Origin of the sequence: Streptomyces sp. adm13(2018) (assembly GCF_008042145.1) — a bacterium.
Taxonomy (GTDB): Bacteria; Actinomycetota; Actinomycetes; order Streptomycetales; family Streptomycetaceae; genus Streptomyces.
On sequence record NZ_RDBH01000129.1, the window covers coordinates 1,656,686 to 1,676,697 of the forward strand.

The window sequence follows — 20,012 nt, forward strand, 5'->3', positions numbered from 1 at the left end:
CCCCCGACGTGCCCTCCCCCGTCCGACGCGCGGAGATGGAGCGGGCGAAGGTGGCCATCACCCCGCTGTACCTCTCGTTCGCCGACGTCTCCGAACTCGACCCGGAGGTCACCGAGCAGGTGCTCGGGGCGGTCCTGCGCACGATGAGCCCGCGGCAGCGGGCCGGGTACCCGGGGCGGCTGACGCGGTTCACCTCCGCCCACCACGCGCACCTGGAGCGGCTGTACGCGCAGTACGGACCGGGCAGTCCGATCGCGATCCACGGCCGCTACTCCCTGGTCCACTCCCCCGCGAGCGTCGCCGTGCTGGAGCGCCTGGCCGAGACCCCCTCGGCCCTGCACGAGGAGTGGGACGCGGCCGAACTGCCCCCGGCCTGGCTGGACGGCCTGACGACGGCATGGGGGACGCCGGCCTGACCGCGGGGTCACACCTCCGCCCTACTCACCGCCAACTCGGCTCCCTCCCCGTAGTGTTGACAACCTCTCCCCGAGCCGGGGCCGCACATCCTCGATTCTGGCACCAGAACTACTTAGGTTAGGCTAAGTTTAGTTCGAGTGGCGTCGACTCGGGGTGTCCACCCCCGGGTGCGCGACACGTCCCCATCCTCAGGAGAGACGGAAGAGCATGACCTTTAGGGTCGCGGTGGCCGGAGCCAGCGGCTATGCCGGTGGGGAGATCCTCCGCCTGATCGCCTCACACCCCGGTCTCGACATCGGCGTCCTCGCCGCGCACAGCAGCGCCGGCCGCACCCTCGGAGAGGTACAGCCCCAGCTGTCCGCGCTCGCCGACCGGGTGCTCACGGAGACGTCGGCGGACGCGCTCCGCGGACACGACGTCGTGTTCCTCGCCCTGCCGCACGGCCAGTCGGGCGCGCTCGCCGGGGAGTTGGGCGCCGACACCCTGGTCGTCGACTGCGGCGCCGACTTCCGGCTGCGCGACCCGGCCGAGTGGAAACGTTTCTACGGCTCCGAGCACGCGGGCACCTGGCCCTACGGGCTGCCCGAGCTGCCCGGCGCCCGGGACGAGTTGAAGGGGACCACCAGGATCGCCGTCCCCGGCTGCTACCCCACCGCCGTCACCCTCGCGCTCTTCCCCGCGCACGCCGCCCGTCTCGTCGAACCCGAGGCCGTCGTCGTGGCCGCGAGCGGCACCTCGGGAGCGGGCCGCTCCGTCGCGCCCCGCCTCCTCGGCTCCGAGGTGATGGGGTCCATGACCCCGTACGGCGTCGGCGGCGGGCACCGGCACACCCCCGAGCTCACCCAGAACCTGTCGCTCGTGGCGGGCGAGCCGGTCACCGTCTCCTTCACCCCCACCCTCGCCCCGATGCCCCGGGGCATCCTCGCGACCTGCTCCGCCCGGCTCCGCCCGCACGTGGACGCCGACGGCGGTCTCCAGGCGGTCCGCGAGGTGTTCGAGGCCGCCTACGCCGACGAACCGTTCGTCCGGCTGCTACCCGAGGGCCAGTGGCCGTCCACGGCCGCGGTGCTCGGATCCAACACGGTGCAGGTGCAGGTGGCCGTCGACCCGGCCGCCCGCCGCCTGGTCTGCGTGAGCGCGATCGACAACTTGACGAAGGGCACCGCCGGTGGCGCGGTGCAGAGCATGAACGTCGCCCTCGGCCTGCCCGAAGGGCTCGGCCTGCCCATGAATGGAGTGGCACCGTGACCGTGACCGCCGCCCGGGGATTCCTCGCCAGCGGGGTGGCCGCCGGGATCAAGACGTCCGGCGATCCCGACCTCGCCCTGGTGGTGAACCGGGGCCCCGCACCGGCCGCCGCGGGCGTCTTCACCTCCAACCGGATCCAGGCCGCACCGGTCCACTGGTCCCGGCGGGTGCTCGCCGACGGCACGGTCTCCGCGGTCGTCCTCAACTCCGGCGGCGCCAACGCCTGCACCGGCCGGGCCGGTTCCGAGGACGCCCGGACCATGGCCGAGGAGACGGCCCGCGCCGTCGGCGTCACCCCGGACGCCGTGGCCGTCTGCTCCACCGGACTCATCGGCGTCCCGCTGCCCATGGACCGGATCACGGCCGGGATCGCGCTCGCGGCCGACCACCTCGCCGACGACGGCGGCGAGGCCGCGGCCGTCGCCATCAAGACCACCGACACGGTCCACAAGACCGCCGTCGCCACCCGGTCCGGCTGGACGGTCGGCGGCATGGCCAAGGGCGCGGGCATGCTCGCGCCCGGCCTCGCCACCATGCTCGTCGTCCTCACCACCGACGCCGCGGCCGACGGCCCGGCGCTGGACTCCGCGCTGCGCGCCGCCGTACGGACCACGTTCGACCGGGTGGACTCCGACGGCTGCATGTCCACCAACGACACCGTGCTGCTGCTCGCCTCGGGCGCCTCCGGCGTCACCCCCGCCGCCGAAGAGCTCGCCGGGGCCGTCCACACCGTCTGCCTCGACCTCGCCCGGCAGCTGGTCGCCGACGCCGAGGGCGCCTCCAAGGAGATCGAGGTGGCGGTCATCGGCGCCGCCACCGAGGACGACGCCGTGACCGTGGGCCGCTCGGTCGCCAGGAACAACCTCCTCAAGTGCGCCCTGCACGGGGAGGACCCGAACTGGGGCCGGGTGCTGTCGGCCATCGGCACCACCGACGCCGTCTTCGACCCCGACCGCCTGGACGTGGCCATCAACGGCGTGTGGGTCTGCCGGGACGGCGCCGCCGGGGAGGCCCGGGAGAAGGTCGACATGACCGGCCGCCGCATCACGGTCACCGTCGACCTGCGCGCCGGCGAGGCCTCCGCGGAGATCTGGACCAACGACCTGACGGCCGAGTACGTGCACGAGAACAGCGCCTACAGCTCATGAGCCGAGGAGGTACGAGAATGAGGACGCTCCGCGAGCAGCCCGCCGTGCGCGGTGCGGACGGCGCGAGACGGACGGGCACCGGGCCGGCAGCGGACCCCGACGGCCTGCCGGCCGCGGACGTCCCGTGGTCCGAGGAGCTCCAGGGCAGGACCGTCGTCGTCAAGTGCGGCGGCAGCACCCTGGAGGACCCGGCGCTGCGCCGGTCGTTCGCCCAGGACGTCGTCGAGCTCTGGCAGGCGGGCCTCGACCCCGTCGTGGTGCACGGCGGCGGCCCCCAGATCAGCTCGATGCTCGACCGCCTCGCCCTGGAGGTCCGGTTCGAGGCGGGCATGCGGGTGACCACCCCGGAGGCCATGGACGTCGTCCGCATGGTGCTGACCGGACAGGTCCAGCGGGACCTGGTCGGCGCCATCAACGCCCACGGGCCCTTCGCCGTCGGCATGTCGGGCGAGGACGCCCACACCCTCACCGCCGTACGCCGCCCGGCCCGGGTGGACGGCCGCACCGTCGACATAGGCCTCGTCGGCGACATCGTCGGCGTGGACCCGGACACCGTGCGGAACCTCCTCGCCGGGGGCCGCATCCCGGTCGTGTCCCCCGTCGCGCGCGGCGACGACGGGCAGGTCTACAACGTGAACGCCGATCTCGCGGCCTCGGCCCTGGCCGTCGCCCTCGGCGCCGACCGGCTCGTGATGCTCACCGACGTCCCCGGCCTGTACGCGGACTGGCCGCGCAGCACCGAGGTCGTCGCCCGGCTGACGGCCCTGGAGCTGGAGACGCTGCTCCCCGGACTCGCGGGCGGCATGCTGCCCAAGATGGAGGGCTGCCTGCGGGCGGTCCGCTCCGGGGTCGGACGGGTTCACGTCCTCGACGGGCGCACCCCGCACGCCGTCCTCCGGGGCGTCCTCACCGAGGAGAACCCCGGCACCACGGTCCTGCCCGACGACGCTCCGGCCGACGGGGTGAACACCGGATGATCACCTTCGGAGCACCCGGCGCATCCGGAACCCCCGGCGCACCGGAAGCCACCGGTACGGGCGTCCCGCCGGCGCGGACCCTCACGGACCGCTGGCGCGCCGTCATGATGGACACCTACGGCACGCCCCCGCTGGCCCTGGTCCGCGGCGAGGGCTGCGTGGTGTGGGACGAAGCCGGGCGCGCGTACACGGACTTCACCGGCGGGATCGCGGTCAACACCCTCGGCCACGCCCACCCGGCCGTGGTCGCCGCCGTGCACACCCAGCTCACACGGATCGGCCATGTCTCGAACCTGTTCGTCGCCGAGCCCCCGGTGGCGCTCGCGGAGCGGCTCCTCGGGCTGTTCGGCAGGCCGGGCGGCCGGGTCTTCTTCGCCAACTCCGGTGCGGAGGCGAACGAGGCGGCCTTCAAGGCCGCGCGGCGGACCGGACGCCCGCGGGTCGTCGCGATGGAGGGCGGCTTCCACGGCCGCACCATGGGCGCCCTGGCCCTCMCCGGGCAGCCCGCCAAGCGCGAGCCGTTCCTGCCGCTGCCCGGGGAGGTGACGCACGTCCCGATCGGCGACGTCGACGCCCTGCGCGCCGCGGTCGGTGAGGACACCGCCGCTGTCTTCGTCGAACCCGTGCAGGGCGAGGCGGGCGTGATCCCGGCGCCCCCGGGCTATCTGCGGGCCGTCCGGGCGCTCACCCGTGCCACGGGCAGCCTGCTCGTGCTCGACGAGGTGCAGACCGGGATCGGCCGGACCGGCCACTGGTTCGCGCACCTCGCCGAGCCGGGGGTGGACCCGGACGTGGTGACCCTGGCCAAGGGCCTCGGCGGCGGGCTGCCGATCGGTGCCGCGGTCGCGTTCGGCGCCGCGGCGGAGCTGCTCGCCCCCGGCCAGCACGGCTCCACGTTCGGCGGCAACCCGGTGGCCTGCGCCGCCGGTCTCGCCGTCCTGGACACCCTCGCGTCGGAGGGGCTCCTGGAGCACACCGCTCGGATGGGCGCACTGCTGCGGTCCGGTACGGAGGAGGCGAAGCACCCGCTGGTCGCGGAGGTGCGGGGCGCGGGGCTGCTGCTCGGTGTCGTGCTGACCGAACCCGTCGCCGAACGGGTCCGGAGCGCGGCGCAGGAGGTCGGGTTCCTGGTGAACGCGGCCGGCCCCTCGACCGTACGCCTCGCCCCGGCGCTGACCGTGTCCGCGCGTCAGGTCCGGGAGCTGGTGGCGGCGCTGCCGGCGATCCTCGACCGCGCCTCGCTTCCCCGGTAGGCACCCGGGGCCGTCGGACGGCCGTGCTCGCGACCCGGGTCGCGAGCACGGCCGCTGTCAGTCGCAGTCGCCGGACGGCGCTCATGGCGCTCTCGGCGAGGAAGCCGTCCTGGTGCGGGACCTCGGGCGGCAGGAGGTCCAGGACGGCGCTGTTGACGACGCAGGCGTGCCCGGAGTCGTGCATGAGGAAGATCCTGCGCCCCTGGGCGACGCGGTCGATCTCGGCGGCGGTGAGATGGCGCCCGAGGGCCCGCTGGTCGTAGCCGGCGACGTCGACCCAGGCGCCGGGGGCCTGCCGGGAGGCGGCCTCTCCGATGACGGCGAGGACGTCCTCGACGCGCGTGCAGGGGGCGATGCCGGGGGTGGCGGCCTTGAGGCCCGCCCAGGCGAGGTGGACGTGGCTGTCGATGAAGCCGGGGAGCACGGTGGCCCCGTGCAGGTCGACGACCTCGCGGGCCGGGAGGTGCGTCACGGCCTCGTCGAGTCCGAAGATCCGGCCCCGCCAGATGCCGAGGTCGTGGGCGACGGGGTGGTCCGGGTCCATGGTGAGCATGCGCGCGTTCGTCAGCCTGGTGCAGAGCACCTGGTGCGTCAGGTGGTCCTGGCCATCACGGTGTCGTGGCCGGTGGCCCCGCCTCCGTGGGTGCTCTCCGCGGGCGCGGTGTCGTCCCCGGTCCGGGGGGTCGCTCCGGCGGGGGCGTACCACGCGGGCGCGGCGGGGACCATGAGCGGCGTGCCGGTCTCGGGGTCGGGGATGATCCGGCAGGGCAGTCCGAAGACGTCCTCGACGAGTTCGGCGGTCATGACCGACCTCGGGTCGCCCTCGGCCGCGATGACGCCGCCGGGCCGCATCACGATGAGGTGGGTGGCGTAGCGGCAGGCCTGGTTGAGGTCGTGCAGGACGGCGACGACCGTGTGGCCCTGCTGGGCGTGGAGCCGGGCGCAGAGGTCGAGGACCTCGACCTGGTGGGCGATGTCGAGGTAGGTGGTCGGCTCGTCGAGCAGCAGGATCGAGGTCTGCTGGGCGAGGACCATGGAGAGCCAGACGCGCTGGCGCTGGCCGCCGGACAGGTCGTCGACGGGGCGTTCGGCGAGTTCGAGGACGCCGGTGCGGCGCATGGCCTCGACGACGGCGTCCTCGTCCTCGGCCGACCACTGCCGCAGCATGCCCTGGTGGGGGTAGCGGCCGCGGGCGACCAGGTCGCCGACGGTGATGCCGCCCGGGGCGGTGGAGGACTGCGGGAGCAGGCCGAGGCGGCGGGCGACCTCGCGGGAGCGGTAGGAGGCGATGGCGGCGCCGTCGAGGTAGACCTGTCCGGCCTTCGGCTTGAGCATCCGGGCGAGCGCGGTGAGGAGGGTGGACTTGCCGCAGGCGTTGGGCCCGATGATCACGGTGAAGGAGTGGTCGGGGATGTCGACGGTGAGGTCGCTCGCGACCGTCCGCTGGTCGTAGGAGAGGGTGAGGTGCTCGGCGCGCAGGCGGGGCTCCGCCGCGGGACGTCCGGAACCGTCCGTGGGGTGCGGGGGCGCCGGTGCGGTGCGGGGGCTCCTCGCCTCCCTCGCCCCGCTGCTCGCCGCCGAGTCGGACGCCGAGGCGCCGGCCGCCGGCATCGAGGCGGGCGACCTGGAACAGGCCGTCTGGCTCCGCCTCCTGGAGCAGCTCCACGACACCGGAACCGCCCCCGAGCGCCCCGCCGAGTGGCTGCGCCGCGCCGTCCGGGCGGAGGCCCGCCGCGCCCGCAGGACCAGCGACCGCGAACGCCCCTACCGCGACGAACCCGGCCACGACCCCGGCGCCGCGGAGCCCCCGGGGTCCCCCGAGCACTCGCTGATGGCCGCCGAGGGCCGCCGCTCCCTGCGGGCCGCCGTCACCCGGACCCCCGGCCGATGCCCCCGGGTGCTGGCCGCGATGCTCGATCCCGAGGACCCCACGTACCGGGAAATCGCAGGAGAGTTGGGTATCTCACAGGGCAGTCTGGGGCCGATGCGTTCCCGTTGCCTGGGATGCCTGCGCAGAATGCTGGCTGCAGAGGTTCCCGCCCCCGGCCGAGGGGGAAGGGTGCGGTAGACCGGTGATCGGCAGATGAGCGGGAGGCGTGCACACATGGGCCTGAGTGTGACCATCTCAGCGGCGGACGCGGCGGACGCGGAGCACATCCTGAAGCTGCAGTATCTCTGCTACCAGAGCGAGGCGGCTCTCTACGGGGACTGGTCCATCGAACCGCTCACCCAGTCGCTCGACGGCCTGCGTGCCGAACTGGCCGAGGGCCACGGGCTGGTGGCCCGGCTCGGCGATGAGGTCGTCGCCTCCGTACGGGCCAGCATCGACGAGGACGGCACCGTACGGATCGCCAAGCTCATCGTGCACCCCCGCATGCAGCGGCACGGCATCGGCGGCCGCCTCCTCGACGGCATAGAGCGCCACTTCGCCGGGCTGGAGGGGACCGCCGTCCGCGAGACCCCGTCGCCCAAGCGCTTCCAGCTCCTCACCGGCCACCGCAGCGAGGGCAATCTCCGCCTCTACCGCAGCAAGGGCTACGCGCAGGTCGCCACCCGGGAGCTCGGCCCGAAGCTCACCTTGGTGACCCTGGAGAAGGCGGCGGCCTGACTCAGCCGGCCGTCGCGGCGCGCGACCGGCGCAGCCACCAGATGCCGCTCAGCGGCAGCAGGACCGGGATGAACAGATAGCCGTAGCCGTAGTCCGACCAGACCGTCGCGTCCGGGAAGGCGGACGGTTCGACCAGCGTCCAGGTCCCGACGACCAGCACGCCCGCGAGCTCGGCGGCGCAGCACACCAGCGCCGCCCTGCGGGCCTTCTCCCCACCCCGTACCAGCGTGTACGTGATGAAGGCGTAGACGACGGCGGCCACCGCCGACAGCGTGTACGCGAGCGGTGCCCGGTCGAACTCGGTGGCGATCTGGTAGATCGAGCGCGAGACCGCGCCGACCGACATGACGCCGTAGAGCCACACCAGCAGGATGCCGGGGCCGGAGACGAGACGCGCCCGCGCGCCCCCCGCCGCCTTCTGCTGCGTCTCGGTCATGGTCAGCCCACCGTCCAGATGTCGTAGAGACGCACTTCCAGCACGGCCAGGACGACCGCGCCCGCGGCCACCGTGGCCGAACCCCACCGGCTGCGCTCCGCCAGCGACATGAAGCCGGCGATGGGCACCGCGCACAGCGCCCCGAGCAGATAGGCGACGAAGATCGTCGCGCCCTCCTCGGCCTTCTCGCCGCGCGCCAGCTGCACGATCCCGACGACCAGCTGGACCAGGACGAGGAACGTCACCACGGCCATGCCGATGAAGTGCCAGTCCTTGGTCGGCTGGTCGCGGAAGGCGGCGAAGCCGCACCAGGCGGCGAGGGCGAGCGCGGCCACGGAGACCGCGACCGTCAGGGCGTCAAGCATGCGCCCGAGGGTATTACGGTGCGCGCCCCCCGATGCGCTCGCCCCCCGCGCCGCCGCCGCGCACCCCGCGCGGACCGTGGCCTTGGCCACATATGGCGCCCGTGAGGACGCCCGGCGCACCCTCCGTGCCCGCCGCCGCAGGGCGCCCGTCCCCCCGGGCCACACGGGGAGAACCGGCGGAACGGGAGCTTCCGGAGTGTCCGCATGGCGTCTCAATGACGTCCGCTATTCGGACATCCCCCTTTCGTTCGCACCTGCGCATGCTTTACTTGCAGACATGACCACGACGAGCAGCCGCACCCTTGCGACCGAGGCGACCATGACGCCCGGTGCTCGTTGTATGTGTCGAATGTGCGCCATCTGAGGGCCCCCGCCCGCGTCCCGCGCCCCGAAGCGGGACCGACGGCCGTGCCGTGCGCCGAACCCCCGGCCACGCCGAACCCCCGGCCACCCGCCGGAACCGGCCCCCGTGCGCCTGACTGTCCGAAGACGAATGCCCCGTGCACGACGGACCCCGCGTCGCGCACTCGACAGTGACGGAAACCCCCTGTGATCACCACTTCGGGCCTGACCAAGGTCTACGAGTCGCGCGGCCGCCAGGTCACCGCTCTGGACGGTGTCGACCTCCACGTCCGCGAGGGCGAGGTCTTCGGCGTGATCGGCCAGAGCGGCGCCGGCAAGTCCTCGCTCATCCGCTGCGTCAACCTCCTGGAGCGCCCCACCTCCGGCACCGTGACCGTCGACGGCGTGGACCTCACCGCCCTCGCCGGCAAGGGCCGCCGCGCGGGCAGGGACCTGCGCCGGGCGCGCAGCAGCATCGGCATGGTCTTCCAGCACTTCAACCTGCTGTCCTCCCGCACGGTGAAGGACAACATCGAGCTCCCCCTGGAGATCCTCGGCGTCTCCGGAGCCGAACGCTCCCGCCGCGCCCTCGAACTCCTCGACCTGGTCGGCCTCGCCGACAAGGCCAAGTCCTACCCGGGCCAGCTCTCCGGCGGCCAGAAGCAGCGCGTCGGCATCGCCCGCGCCCTCGCCGGCGAGCCCAAGGTCCTGCTCTCCGACGAGGCCACCAGCGCCCTCGACCCGGAGACCACCCGCTCCATCCTCCAGCTGCTGCGCGACCTCAACCGGCAGCTCGGCCTGACCGTCCTGCTCATCACGCACGAGATGGACGTCGTCAAGACGATCTGCGACTCGGCCGCGCTGATGCAGCGGGGGCGGATCGTCGAGTCCGGCACCGTGAGCGAGCTGCTCGCCACCCCCGGCTCCCAGCTGGCCGCCGAACTCTTCCCGGTCAGCGGCGCCCACACCGGCCCCGACCGCACGGTGGTCGACGTCACCTTCCACGGCGACGCCGCGAACCAGCCGGTGATCTCGCAGCTCTCCCGCACGTACAACATCGACATCTCGATTCTCGGGGCGGCGATGGACACCGTCGGCGGCCGGCAGATCGGCCGGATGCGGATCGAACTGCCCGGCCGGTACGAGGAGAACGTCGTCCCCGTCGGCTTCCTGCGCGAGCAGGGTCTCCAGGTCGAGGTCGTCGAGGAGACCTCCACCGAAGAAACGGTTGCCCAGGACACGGCGACCCCGCTCGTGAAGGAAGGTGCCAAGTGACCTGGTCCGAGATGCAGCCACTGCTGGAGCAGGGCACCGTCGACACCCTCTACATGGTCCTGTGGGCCACCGTCGTCACCGTGCTCGGCGGCCTCCCGCTCGGCATCCTCCTCGTCCTCACGGACAAGGGCGGACTGCTGCAGAACCTGCCGGTCAACAAGGTCGTCGGTGCGATCGTGAACATCGGGCGTTCGCTGCCGTTCATCATCCTGCTGATCGCCCTGATCCCCTTCACGACCCTCGTCGTCGGTACCTTCATCGGCCCCACCGCGATGATCGTCCCGCTCGCGATCGGCGCCATCCCCTTCTTCGCGCGCCTCGTCGAGACCTCCATCCGCGAGGTCGACCACGGACTCGTCGAAGCCGTCCAGGCCATGGGCGGCGGCATCCCCACCATCGTCCGCAAGGTACTGCTCCCGCAGGCCCTGCCCTCGCTGATCTCGGGCGTCACCACCACGGTCATCGTCCTCATCGGCTACTCGGCGATGGCCGGCGCGGTCGGCGGCGAGGGCCTCGGCTCCAAGGCCGTCACCTACGGATACCAGCGCTTCGACACCACGTTCATGCTGGTCACCGTCGTCGTCCTGGTCCTCATCGTGACCGTCGTCCAGCTCATCGGCGACGGAGTCGTACGACTCCTCTCCCGCCGGGGCCGCACCGCGTAACCGCCCCCGGCCACCCCAGACTTCGTCCTTTCGAAGAACACAGCCCGGACTTGTTGTCCAGGCGACCACCGCACCACCGGAAAGAGGCACTCTTCGTGCGTAAGAACATCAAGCTCACCGCCGGTATCGCCACCGCCGCCGCCCTGGCCCTCGGCCTCAGCGCCTGCGGCACCTCCTCGGACCCGTCCTCCTCCAAGGACGCGGCCGGCGCCGCCGACAAGCCGCTCGTCGTCGCCGCGTCCCCGACGCCGCACGCCGACATCCTCAACTACGTCAAGGACCACCTGGCCGAGAAGGCCGGCCTGAAGCTGGAGGTGAAGGAGTTCACGGACTACGTCCTGCCGAACACCGCCACCGAGACCGGTCAGGTCGACGCCAACTTCTTCCAGCACAAGCCGTACCTCGACGACTTCAACAAGAAGAACAACACCCACATCGTCCCGGTGGTCGACGTCCACCTGGAGCCGCTGGGCCTCTACTCCAAGAACATCAAGTCGGTGAAGGACATCAAGGCGGGCCAGACCATCGCCGTCCCCAACGACACCACCAACGGCGGCCGTGCGCTCCAGCTGCTCGCCGAGAACGGCCTGATCACCCTCAAGCCCGGTGTCGGCACCAACGCCAGGATCTCCGACATCACCGACAAGAAGGGCCTGGAGTTCAAGGAGCTGGAGGCCGCCACCGTGCCCCGCGCCCTGAACGACGTGGACGCCGCCGTCATCAACGGCAACTACGCCATCGAGGCCGATCTCTCCCCGGCGAAGGACGCCATCGCCCTGGAGAAGGCGGACGGCAACCCGTACGCCAACTTCCTCGCCGTCAAGGAGGGCAACGAGAAGGACGCCCGCGTGCAGAAGCTCGCCAAGCTCCTCAACTCGCCCGAGGTGAAGAAGTACATCGAGGACACCTACAAGGGCTCGGTCATCCCGGCCTTCGGCGCCCCCCAGTAGACTCCGGCGCCCGAGGGACCGTCAGAACGGTTCCCCCGTACAGTCCTTGAGCAGAAGGCCCCCGCATCCCGTCCGGTGCGCGGGGCCTTCGCCACACCCCCACCCGACACCGACCCGGCCATGCGCACCCGCGCCCGCATGCTGCATGCTGTGCGTTCACGGTCGATTCGGACGGTCCACGGCATGGAGCTGCGCATGACTACCACCTTTCCGGACATCTCCATCAACACGGACCGGTTGGTGCTGCGCGCGCTGGAGGAGGCGGACGCCCCCGCCCTCGCCGAGATGATGAACGACGAACTCGTCGCCGCCTGGACCGCGGTGCCCCAGCCCTTCACCGAGGCCGCCGCCCGGCGCTGGATCACCGAGTACGCCCCCTCCGAACGCACCGCGGGACGCGGCATCGACCTCGCCGTCACCGAGTTCCTCACCCAGCGCCTGGTCGGCATCGTCCAACTCGCCAAGACGGACTGGAAGGTCCGTTCCACCGAGATCTCCTACATCGTCGCCCCCTGGGCCCGCGGCGAGGGATACGCCTCAGAAGCCGCCCTCGCCACCGCCCAGTGGCTCTTCGGCGACCAGAAGTTCGAGCGCATCGAACTGCGCACCGCCGCCGACAACACCGCCTCCCAGCAGGTCGCCCAGAAGATCGGCTGCATCAGCGAGGGCGTCCTCCGCAACGCGTGCATAGCCCGCACCCGCACCGAGGACGGCGGCTGGACCGACCTGCGCACCGACTACATCGTCTGGGGCCTCCTCCCGGAGGACCTCGACGGCGTCGCCGACCAGATGGCCGAAGCCGGATACTCCTCGTACACCGACTGGAGCTGACTCCCGGGTCCCCACCCGGGGTACGCTCGGCACGCCCCCGACCTGCGACGACACCAGGAGACGACGAATGGCCGACCGCGTCACGGTGATCGGCTGGGACGGCTCGCCCCTCACCGAGGCGGCCCGGTCCGCGCTCTCCGCCGCCACCCTGGTGGCGGGGGCGGCCCACCACCTGGCGCTGCCCGAGATCCCGCCCGCCGCCGAGCGCATCCGCCTCGGCAGCGTCGACCTCGCCGCCCGCCGCATCGCCGGCCACCGGGGCACCGCCGTCGTCCTGGCCGACGGCGACCCCGGCTTCTTCGGCGTCGTCCGCACCCTGCGGGCCCCCGAGCACGGCCTGGAGGTCGAGGTCGTCCCCGCCGTCTCCTCCGTCGCCGCAGCCTTCGCCCGGGCCGGAATGCCCTGGGAGGACGCCCGGATCGTCGTCGCCCACCAGCGCACCCTGCGGCGCGCCGTCAACGTCTGCCGCGCCCACCCCAAGGTCGCCGTCCTCACCTCGCCCGGCGCGGGGCCCGCCGAACTGGCCCTGCTGCTCGACGGCGTACACCGCACCTTCGTCGTCTGCGAGGAACTCGGCACCGCCCGCGAACAGGTCTCCGTCCTCACCTCCGACAAGGCCGCCGACCACAGCTGGCGCGACCCGAACGTGGTCCTCGTCATCGGCGGCACCGCCGGCCGAGCTCCCGCCGCCACCCCCTGGCTGATGGGCCAGGACGCTGCGGCGCCCCCGGTCCGCGGCTGGGGCCTGCCCGCCGAGGAGTACGACCCCGCCACGGTCGGCACCCCGGCCCGGGCCGGCGAGGACCCCGCCCTGCGCGCCGCCCAGCTCGCCCGCCTCGGCCCCCGCGTCGGCGACCTGGTCTGGGACATCGGCTGCGCGAGCGGCGCCTTCTCCGTCGAAGCGGCCCGCTTCGGTGCCGCCGTCATCGCCGTGGACATCGACGCGGCCGCGTGCGCCCGCACCGAGCAGTCCGCCCGTCGCCACGGCGTACCCCTCCAGACGGTGCGCGGCCGGGCCCCGCACATCCTGGAGACCCTCCCCGAACCCGACGTCGTCCGCATCGCGGCCGGCGGCGCCGCCCTGGTCACCGCCTGCACCGACCGCCGCCCCGAGCGGATCGTCGCCCACGCCTCCACCCGGGACGAGGCCGAGGCGATCGGCGCCGCACTCGCCGACGGCGGCTACACCGTGGAGAGCGTCCTCCTCCAGACCGTCGGACTCGATCCGCACGACTGGTCGGAACGCGAGCGCTCGGTCGTCTTCCTGCTCTCCGGCCGCAGGACCGACGCCCCCTGAGGGGCGTCCCGGTACCCCCCTGGCCTGGTCCGGGCACCCCCCACCCGTGACCGTCCGGCCCGTCTGGGCAGGTAGGCTGGCCGATTGTTGTACCGCGTCCGGATGTTCGCGGTACGCGACATGGGGGGACCGCGCGACGTGGCGCAGTCCACAGCGCACCGTGGCAAATCTCCCTGCCACGAGGGCCCGGGGCCGCGACAATGTGTGGGTGTCCGCGTGTCCTTCGTGCCGCGCGGCGCGCGCGCTCGTTGTTGTCGACGGGCGCAGGTCTGAAGGAGCACACATGATGGGCGAGGGGTACGCATGACGGACACCGGCCAGGTCCCGGGCGAGGGGCTGCCGGAGAACGCAGGCATGGTCGAGCAGCCGGGCATCCCCGCACCGGGCGCGTACACCTTCCTGGACCCCTCCGAGCACACCGCCGAGGACGACGACCTGCTCCTGATGCCGGGCGCCCAGGGCGCCTGGAGCGAGCACCCGCCGGGCGTCGCGCCCGCGCCCCCGGTCGCCGTGCCGCCGCCGGCCGCACCCGTCGTCCCGCACCAGGGCGTGCCGGGCGGACACCCGGCGCCCGCCGAGGCACCGGCCCCGATCGGCGACCCGCTCACCGATCCGCTGCCCGACCCGCTCACGGCCCCGCTGGACTCCGTCGCCCTCGCCGACGTCCTCACGGCCCCGCAGCAGCACACCCCGGCGCACGGTGTCCCGTTCGAGCAGCCGCAGGGCACGCCCGCGCACGGCGTTGCGCTGGACCACGCCCTGGGAACCCCGGCACACGGTGTCCCGCTGGAGCAGCCGCAGGGCACGCCCGCCCAGGGCGTCCCGCTCGACCACGCCACCGGCACCCCCGCGCACGGCGTTCCCCTGGAGCAGCCGCAGGGCACGCCCGCGCACGGTGTCCCCTTCGACCACGCCACCGGTACGCCCGCCCACGGCGTCCCCCTCGACCACGCCACCGGCACCCCCGCGCACGGTGTCCCCGCCGAGGATGCCGGGCTCGTAGCCGTGGTCGGTGGACACCGGCTCCTGCGGGGCGCCGGCTCCTGCGGGGCGGGGACACCGTGCGCGGGGGTGCCGGTGGCGTGGTCGAGGGGCACCGGCCCCGAGTACTTCGAGATCGCCCAGGACCAGCAGCTCGCCCCCCAGGGCGCCGAGCCGTGGGGCGCCCAGCCGCAGCAGCCCGCGGCCCCTGTCCTCCCCGCAGAAACGGTCGTCCCGCAGGAAGCGCCGTCCGTCCAGGCCGAGAACGCCGTCGACACGACTCCGCACCCGGAGCCGGAGGAGCCGCAGGACCAGCCCGAGGCCCCGGCTGCCGAAGAGGCCCCGGCCGTCGTCGAGGAGACCGCGCCGGAGGCCCCCGCGGAGGCCCAGGTCCAGCCCACCGTCCCCGGCCCGCGCGAGGGCGAACCGGCGGCCGAGGCCCCCGCGGCCGTACCGGCGGAGCCGGAGGAGCCCGAGGCCGCGCCCGTGGCCGAGCAGACCCCGGAGGCACTCCCCGAGGAGCAGCAGGCGCCCGCCGAGGCGGAGGTGGAGCCGGCGGAGGAGCAGGTCTCCGAGGAGGCCCCCGTGGAGGCGGTCGCCGACGAGATCCCGCTCGTACCCGAGGAGACCCCCGAGGCCCTCCCCGAGCAGACCCCGGAGTCGACCCCGGAGCCCGCCGCCGAAGCCCTGATCGAGGAGCCGACGGAGCAGCCCGCGCCCCAGGAGTCGGCCGCGGACGAGGAGCCGCAGGCCGCCCCCGAGGAGGAGGCAGCCCCCGAGGCCCAGGCGGAGACGCTCCCCGAAGCCGAAGCCGAAGCCGAAGCCGAAGCCGAAGCCGAAGCCGAAACCGAGGCCGCGGTCGCGGAGGACGTCCAGCTCGTGGCGGCTGCCACGGACGCGGCCGCCCCGCAGGACACGGAGGAAAGCCCGGCGGCGGCAGACCCGGATGCCCCGCAGGCCACACAGGCTCTGGAGGCCACGCAGACTCTGGAGGCCCCACAGGCACTGCCGGAAGCCGTTTCGCCCCCGGCCCCCGGCTACGACGACGCCGAGCGCGAGGCCGTCCTCCGCGTGATGCGCGAGCGCCGCGACATCCGCAACGGCTTCCGCTCCGACCCGATCCCGCACGAGGTGCTGCTCCGCGTCCTGGAGGCCGCCCACACGGCCCCCAGCGTCGGCCACTCGCAGCCCTGGGACTTCGTCGTCATCCGCTCCGCCGAGACCCGGCAGTCGATGCACGAGCTGGCCCGGCGACAGCGCGAGGCGTACGCCAAGTCGCTGCCGAAGGCCCGGGCGAAACAGTTCAAGGAACTGAAGATCGAGGCCATCCTCGACACCCCGGTCAACATCGTCGTGACGGCGGACCCGACCCGCGGCGGCCGGCACACCCTCGGCCGCTACACGCAGCCGCAGATGGCCCCGTACTCCTCGGCGCTCGCGGTCGAGAACCTCTGGCTGGCCGCCCGCGCCGAGGGCCTGGGCGTCGGCTGGGTCAGCTTCTTCGACGAGCGCGAGATGGTCCGCACCCTGGGCCTCCCCGAGCACCTGGAAGTGGTCGCGTACCTCTGCGTGGGATACGTGGACGAGTTCCCCGAGGAGCCCGAACTGATGCAGGCGGGCTGGTCCAAGCGCCGCCCGCTGGCCTGGGTCGTGCACGAGGAGACGTACGGCCGCCGCGCGCTGCCCGGCGAGGAGCCGCACGACCTGCTCCAGGAGACCGTCGCCAACATCCGCCCGCTGGACGCGAAGGCGCTCGGCGAGGCGTGGGAGCGCCAGAAGCGGATGACCAAGCCGGCCGGCGCGCTCGGCATGCTGGAGATCATCGCGGCCCAGCTCTCGGGCCTCTCCCGGGTGTGCCCGCCGCCGATCCCGGAGCCGGCCGCCGTCGCGATCTTCGCCGGTGACCACGGCGTGCACGCCCAGGGCGTGACGCCCTGGCCGCAGGAGGTCACCGGCCAGATGGTGGCCAACTTCCTCGGCGGGGGAGCGGTCTGCAACGCCTTCGCCAACCAGGTGGGCGCGGAGGTCTGCGTCATCGACGTGGGCGTGGCGACCGAGCTCCCGGCCACCCCCGGCCTCCTGCCCCGCAAGGTCCGCCCCGGCACCGCCGACTTCACCACGGGCCTCGCGATGTCCCGCGAGGAGGTGCTGGCCGCGATCGAGGTGGGCATCGAAACGGCCCGCGACCTCGTCGCAGCCGGCAACAAGGCGCTGCTCACGGGCGAGATGGGCATCGCGAACACCACCGCGTCCGCCGCCCTGATCTCGGTCTACACGGGCGTCGACCCGACCGAGGTCACCGGCCGCGGCACGGGCATCAACGACGAGACGCACGCCCGCAAGGTGGACGTCGTCCGCCGCGCCCTGGAGCTCCACAAGCCGGACCCGGCGGACCCGATCGGCGTCCTGTCGGCGGTCGGCGGGCTGGAGCACGCGGCCCTCGTCGGACTGATCCTGGGCGCCGCCTCGCTGCGCACCCCGGTCGTCCTGGACGGCGTCTCCACCGGTGCCGCCGCCCTGGTGGCCCGCGCGATCGCGCCGGAGTCGCTCGCGGCCTGCATCGCCGGACACCGCAGCGCCGAGCCGGGCCACGTGGCCGCGCTCAACAAGCTGGGCCTGCGCCCCCTGGTCGACCTGGACCTCCGCCTGGGCGAGGGGACGGGCGCCCTGCTCGCCCTCCCGCTGGTGCAGAGCGCGGCCCGCGCGATGCACGAGGTGGCCACGTTCGACTCGGCGGGCGTCACCGAGAAGTAGCACCACCGACGCGGCCCTCACCCCCGGACGGGAGTGGGGGCCGCGCAGGAACAGGGTTCGGGACGTACAGCGTGATGTGGGGCGCGACAAGGGCCTGAGCATTCTCGGGGCCCGGGGCGCCGTAGATCATGCAGTCCCGAACCCTGTTCCGGAGCGGCCCCCACGTCACCGCCCCACGGCGGGGAGATCCGTCACAGCGTGACGTGCCCCCGCCACAGATATCGTGGTCACAGGCGCCCCGCCGCCGCCCACCAGCCGCTCCATCGCAGCAGCGGCCAGCATCCGCCCTCCGAGGAGCCGCTCACCCATGGCCGAGCACGCCGATCACACCGCCCAGCCGTCGACGCACCCCGCCTACCCGGTAGGCCTGCGCCTGGCCGGCCGCCGCGTGGTCGTCCTGGGTGGCGGCCAGGTCGCCCAGCGACGCCTCCCCGCCCTGATCGCCGCGGGCGCCGAGATCACCCTGATCTCGCCCTCGGCGACCCCCTCCGTGGACGTGATGGCGGAGACGGGCGAGATCACCTGGATCAAGCGCAGGTACGAGGAGGGCGACCTCGCCGACGCCTGGTACGTCCTGGTCGCGACCACCGACGCCGCCACGAACGCCGCCGCCTCCGCCGAGGCCGAGCGGTCCCGGACCTGGTGCGTGCGCTCCGACGACGCCGAGGCCGCCACCGCCTGGACCCCGGCGACGGGCCGCAGCGAGGGCGTGACCGTCGCGGTGCTCACCGGCCACGACCCGCGCCGCTCCGCCACCGTGCGCGACGCGATCGTCGAGGGCCTGCGGGACGGCTCGATCGCGGCCCCGCAGCACCGCGCCCGCACCCCCTTCGTGGCCCTGGTCGGCGGCGGCCCGGGCGACCCGGACCTGATCACGGTGCGCGGCCGCCGTCTCCTTGCGGAGGCGGACGTGGTCATCGCGGACCGCCTCGGCCCCCGTGACCTGCTGGACGAGCTGCCCCCGCACGTCGAGGTGATCGACGCGGCGAAGATCCCGTACGGCCGGTTCATGGCCCAGGAGGCCATCAACAACGCGCTGATCGAGCACGCGAAGGCGGGCAGGTCCGTCGTCCGGCTCAAGGGCGGCGACCCGTTCGTCTTCGGCCGGGGCATGGAGGAGGCGCAGGCGCTCGCCGCCGAGGGCATCGCCTGCACGGTGGTGCCCGGCATCTCCAGCTCCATCTCGGTCCCGGGCGCCGCCGGCATCCCGGTGACGCACCGGGGCGTGGCGCACGAGTTCACCGTGGTCAGCGGGCACGTGGCCCCGGAGGACCCGCGCTCCCTCGTGGACTGGGCGTCGCTCGCGAAGCTCACGGGCACGCTGGTGATCCTGATGGGCGTGGACAAGATCGGAAAGATCGCGGAGGCCCTGATCGCGCACGGCAAGGCTCCGGAGACCCCGTTGGCCCTGATCCAGGAGGGCACGACGGCGGCCCAGCGCCGGGTGGACGCGACGCTGGCGACGGTCGCGGAGACGGTCAGGACGCAGGAGGTCCGCCCGCCGGCGGTCATCGTGATCGGAGACGTGGTCGCGGAGGGCCCGGACCGCCTGCTCTCGTAACACCCGGTCGCGGACGGGCGACGCACAGCGGCAGACACATTGGCACCACACCCCGGACAAGGCAGTATCACCTCGTGGCCGAACTCATCACGATCGACGACCCCGACGACCCGCGCCTGCGGGACTACACCGGTCTGACCGATGTCGAACTCCGCCGCAGGAGGGAACCGGCCGAGGGCCTGTTCATCGCGGAGGGCGAGAAGGTCATCCGCCGGGCCCGGCAGGCAGGCTACGAGATGCGGTCGATGCTGCTGTCCGCCAAGTGGGTCGACGCGATGCGGGACGTCATCGACGAGGTGCCCGCGCCGGTGTACGCGATCCAGCCGGAGCTGGCCGAGCGGGTCACCGGCTACCACGTGCACCGGGGCGCCCTGGCGTCGATGCAGCGCAAGCCGCTGCCGGAGGCCGCGGAACTGCTCGGCGCCGCCCGCCGGGTGGTCGTCATGGAGTCGGTGAACGACCACACCAACATCGGGGCGATCTTCCGCAGCGCGGCGGCGCTCGGCATGGACGCCGTGCTGCTGTCGCCGGACTGCGCGGACCCGCTGTACCGCCGCTCGGTCAAGGTGTCGATGGGCGCGGTGTTCTCCGTGCCGTACGCGAGGCTCGACACCTGGCCGCGGGGTCTCGAGGCGGTCCGCGAGGCGGGCTTCAGGCTCCTGGCCCTGACTCCGGCGGAGAAGGCGATGTCGATCGACGAGGCCGCCCCGCATCGGATGGAGCGGGTGGCCCTGATGCTGGGCGCGGAGGGCGACGGGCTGTCGACGCAGGCCCTGCGGGCGGCGGACGAGTGGGTCCGCATCCCGATGGCCCATGGTGTCGACTCGCTGAACGTGGGCGCCGCGGCGGCGGTGGCCTTCTACGCGGTGGCGACGGGCCGCCCGGAGTCCTGAGGCCCGGCGGG

The 20,012-nt window shown here is 73.5% G+C and carries 17 protein-coding genes and 2 pseudogenes; 15 read left to right on the top strand and 4 right to left on the bottom strand.

Annotated features, from left to right (window positions below):
* The 5 genes and pseudogenes from EAO70_RS24350 to EAO70_RS24370 form a co-directional block, all read left to right on the top strand.
* Nucleotides 1–416 (top strand): annotated as a pseudogene (locus EAO70_RS24350) (hypothetical protein); the annotation flags it as partial.
* A gap of 208 nt (nucleotides 417–624) precedes the next feature.
* A complete protein-coding gene (gene argC, locus EAO70_RS24355) occupies nucleotides 625–1,665 on the top strand; it encodes an N-acetyl-gamma-glutamyl-phosphate reductase (RefSeq protein ID WP_148004915.1) in 1,041 nt (346 codons plus the stop codon).
* Nucleotides 1,662–2,813: a bifunctional glutamate N-acetyltransferase/amino-acid acetyltransferase ArgJ gene (argJ, locus tag EAO70_RS24360; protein ID WP_148004916.1), complete on the top strand. Its 1,152-nt coding sequence runs from the start codon at nucleotides 1,662–1,664 to the stop codon at nucleotides 2,811–2,813. The genes argC and argJ overlap by 4 nt, the downstream gene beginning before the upstream one ends.
* A gap of 17 nt (nucleotides 2,814–2,830) precedes the next feature.
* Complete coding sequence (gene argB, locus EAO70_RS24365) at nucleotides 2,831–3,790, top strand: acetylglutamate kinase (RefSeq protein ID WP_261993007.1); 960 nt, start codon at nucleotides 2,831–2,833, stop codon at nucleotides 3,788–3,790.
* Entirely contained in the window at nucleotides 3,787–5,043 is a 1,257-nt protein-coding gene (locus tag EAO70_RS24370; RefSeq protein WP_148004917.1) for an acetylornithine transaminase, read from the top strand. The genes argB and EAO70_RS24370 overlap by 4 nt, the downstream gene beginning before the upstream one ends.
* 58 nt (nucleotides 5,044–5,101) lie before the next feature.
* Here EAO70_RS24370 and EAO70_RS24375 read toward each other — a convergent pair.
* A pseudogene (locus tag EAO70_RS24375) lies at nucleotides 5,102–5,626 on the bottom strand (amidohydrolase family protein); the annotation flags it as partial.
* An 8-nt stretch (nucleotides 5,627–5,634) separates the two neighbouring features.
* Nucleotides 5,635–6,435 carry an ABC transporter ATP-binding protein gene (locus tag EAO70_RS24380; RefSeq protein WP_410091337.1) on the bottom strand — a complete coding sequence of 267 codons (801 nt, stop codon included), beginning with the start codon at nucleotides 6,433–6,435 and terminating at the stop codon, nucleotides 5,635–5,637.
* A gap of 121 nt (nucleotides 6,436–6,556) precedes the next feature.
* Between EAO70_RS24380 and EAO70_RS24385 the strand changes: the two genes are divergently transcribed.
* Nucleotides 6,557–7,111: a sigma-70 family RNA polymerase sigma factor gene (locus tag EAO70_RS24385; RefSeq protein WP_148004918.1), complete on the top strand. Its 555-nt coding sequence runs from the start codon at nucleotides 6,557–6,559 to the stop codon at nucleotides 7,109–7,111.
* Between the two features lie 36 nt (nucleotides 7,112–7,147).
* Nucleotides 7,148–7,651: a GNAT family N-acetyltransferase gene (locus tag EAO70_RS24390; RefSeq protein ID WP_148004919.1), complete on the top strand. Its 504-nt coding sequence runs from the start codon at nucleotides 7,148–7,150 to the stop codon at nucleotides 7,649–7,651.
* A gap of 1 nt (nucleotide 7,652) precedes the next feature.
* Here the strand turns inward: EAO70_RS24390 and EAO70_RS24395 are convergent, their stop codons facing one another.
* Both EAO70_RS24395 and EAO70_RS24400 read right to left on the bottom strand, forming a co-directional pair.
* Nucleotides 7,653–8,087: a hypothetical protein gene (locus EAO70_RS24395; RefSeq protein ID WP_148004920.1), complete on the bottom strand. Its 435-nt coding sequence runs from the start codon at nucleotides 8,085–8,087 to the stop codon at nucleotides 7,653–7,655.
* A gap of 2 nt (nucleotides 8,088–8,089) precedes the next feature.
* Nucleotides 8,090–8,452 carry a hypothetical protein gene (locus EAO70_RS24400; RefSeq protein WP_148004921.1) on the bottom strand — a complete coding sequence of 121 codons (363 nt, stop codon included), beginning with the start codon at nucleotides 8,450–8,452 and terminating at the stop codon, nucleotides 8,090–8,092.
* A 549-nt stretch (nucleotides 8,453–9,001) separates the two neighbouring features.
* Between EAO70_RS24400 and EAO70_RS24405 the strand changes: the two genes are divergently transcribed.
* The 8 genes from EAO70_RS24405 (at nucleotide 9,002) to EAO70_RS24440 (ending at nucleotide 20,001) form a co-directional block, all read left to right on the top strand.
* The gene (locus tag EAO70_RS24405; protein ID WP_148004922.1) at nucleotides 9,002–10,069 is read left to right on the top strand and encodes a methionine ABC transporter ATP-binding protein; all 1,068 of its coding nucleotides are present in this window, start codon (nucleotides 9,002–9,004) and stop codon (nucleotides 10,067–10,069) included.
* Nucleotides 10,066–10,734, top strand: a complete 669-nt coding sequence (locus tag EAO70_RS24410; protein ID WP_148004923.1) for a methionine ABC transporter permease — start codon at nucleotides 10,066–10,068, stop codon at nucleotides 10,732–10,734. Before EAO70_RS24405 ends, EAO70_RS24410 begins: the two co-directional genes overlap by 4 nt.
* A 95-nt stretch (nucleotides 10,735–10,829) precedes the next feature.
* The gene (locus EAO70_RS24415; RefSeq protein ID WP_148004924.1) at nucleotides 10,830–11,684 is read left to right on the top strand and encodes a MetQ/NlpA family ABC transporter substrate-binding protein; all 855 of its coding nucleotides are present in this window, start codon (nucleotides 10,830–10,832) and stop codon (nucleotides 11,682–11,684) included.
* Between the two features lie 195 nt (nucleotides 11,685–11,879).
* Nucleotides 11,880–12,515, top strand: coding sequence for a GNAT family N-acetyltransferase (locus EAO70_RS24420; protein WP_148004925.1), 636 nt, complete (start codon nucleotides 11,880–11,882; stop codon nucleotides 12,513–12,515).
* Nucleotides 12,516–12,582: 67 nt separating this feature from the next.
* Nucleotides 12,583–13,812: a precorrin-6y C5,15-methyltransferase (decarboxylating) subunit CbiE gene (gene cbiE / locus EAO70_RS24425; RefSeq protein WP_148004926.1), complete on the top strand. Its 1,230-nt coding sequence runs from the start codon at nucleotides 12,583–12,585 to the stop codon at nucleotides 13,810–13,812.
* Nucleotides 13,813–14,115: 303 nt separating this feature from the next.
* Nucleotides 14,116–17,547 carry a nicotinate-nucleotide--dimethylbenzimidazole phosphoribosyltransferase gene (gene cobT / locus EAO70_RS24430; protein ID WP_148004927.1) on the top strand — a complete coding sequence of 1,144 codons (3,432 nt, stop codon included), beginning with the start codon at nucleotides 14,116–14,118 and terminating at the stop codon, nucleotides 17,545–17,547.
* 307 nt (nucleotides 17,548–17,854) lie between these two features.
* Entirely contained in the window at nucleotides 17,855–19,108 is a 1,254-nt protein-coding gene (gene cobA / locus EAO70_RS24435; protein ID WP_148004928.1) for a uroporphyrinogen-III C-methyltransferase, read from the top strand.
* A 74-nt stretch (nucleotides 19,109–19,182) separates the two neighbouring features.
* Complete coding sequence (locus EAO70_RS24440; protein WP_148004929.1) at nucleotides 19,183–20,001, top strand: TrmH family RNA methyltransferase; 819 nt, start codon at nucleotides 19,183–19,185, stop codon at nucleotides 19,999–20,001.
* Nucleotides 20,002–20,012 lie beyond the last annotated feature (11 nt).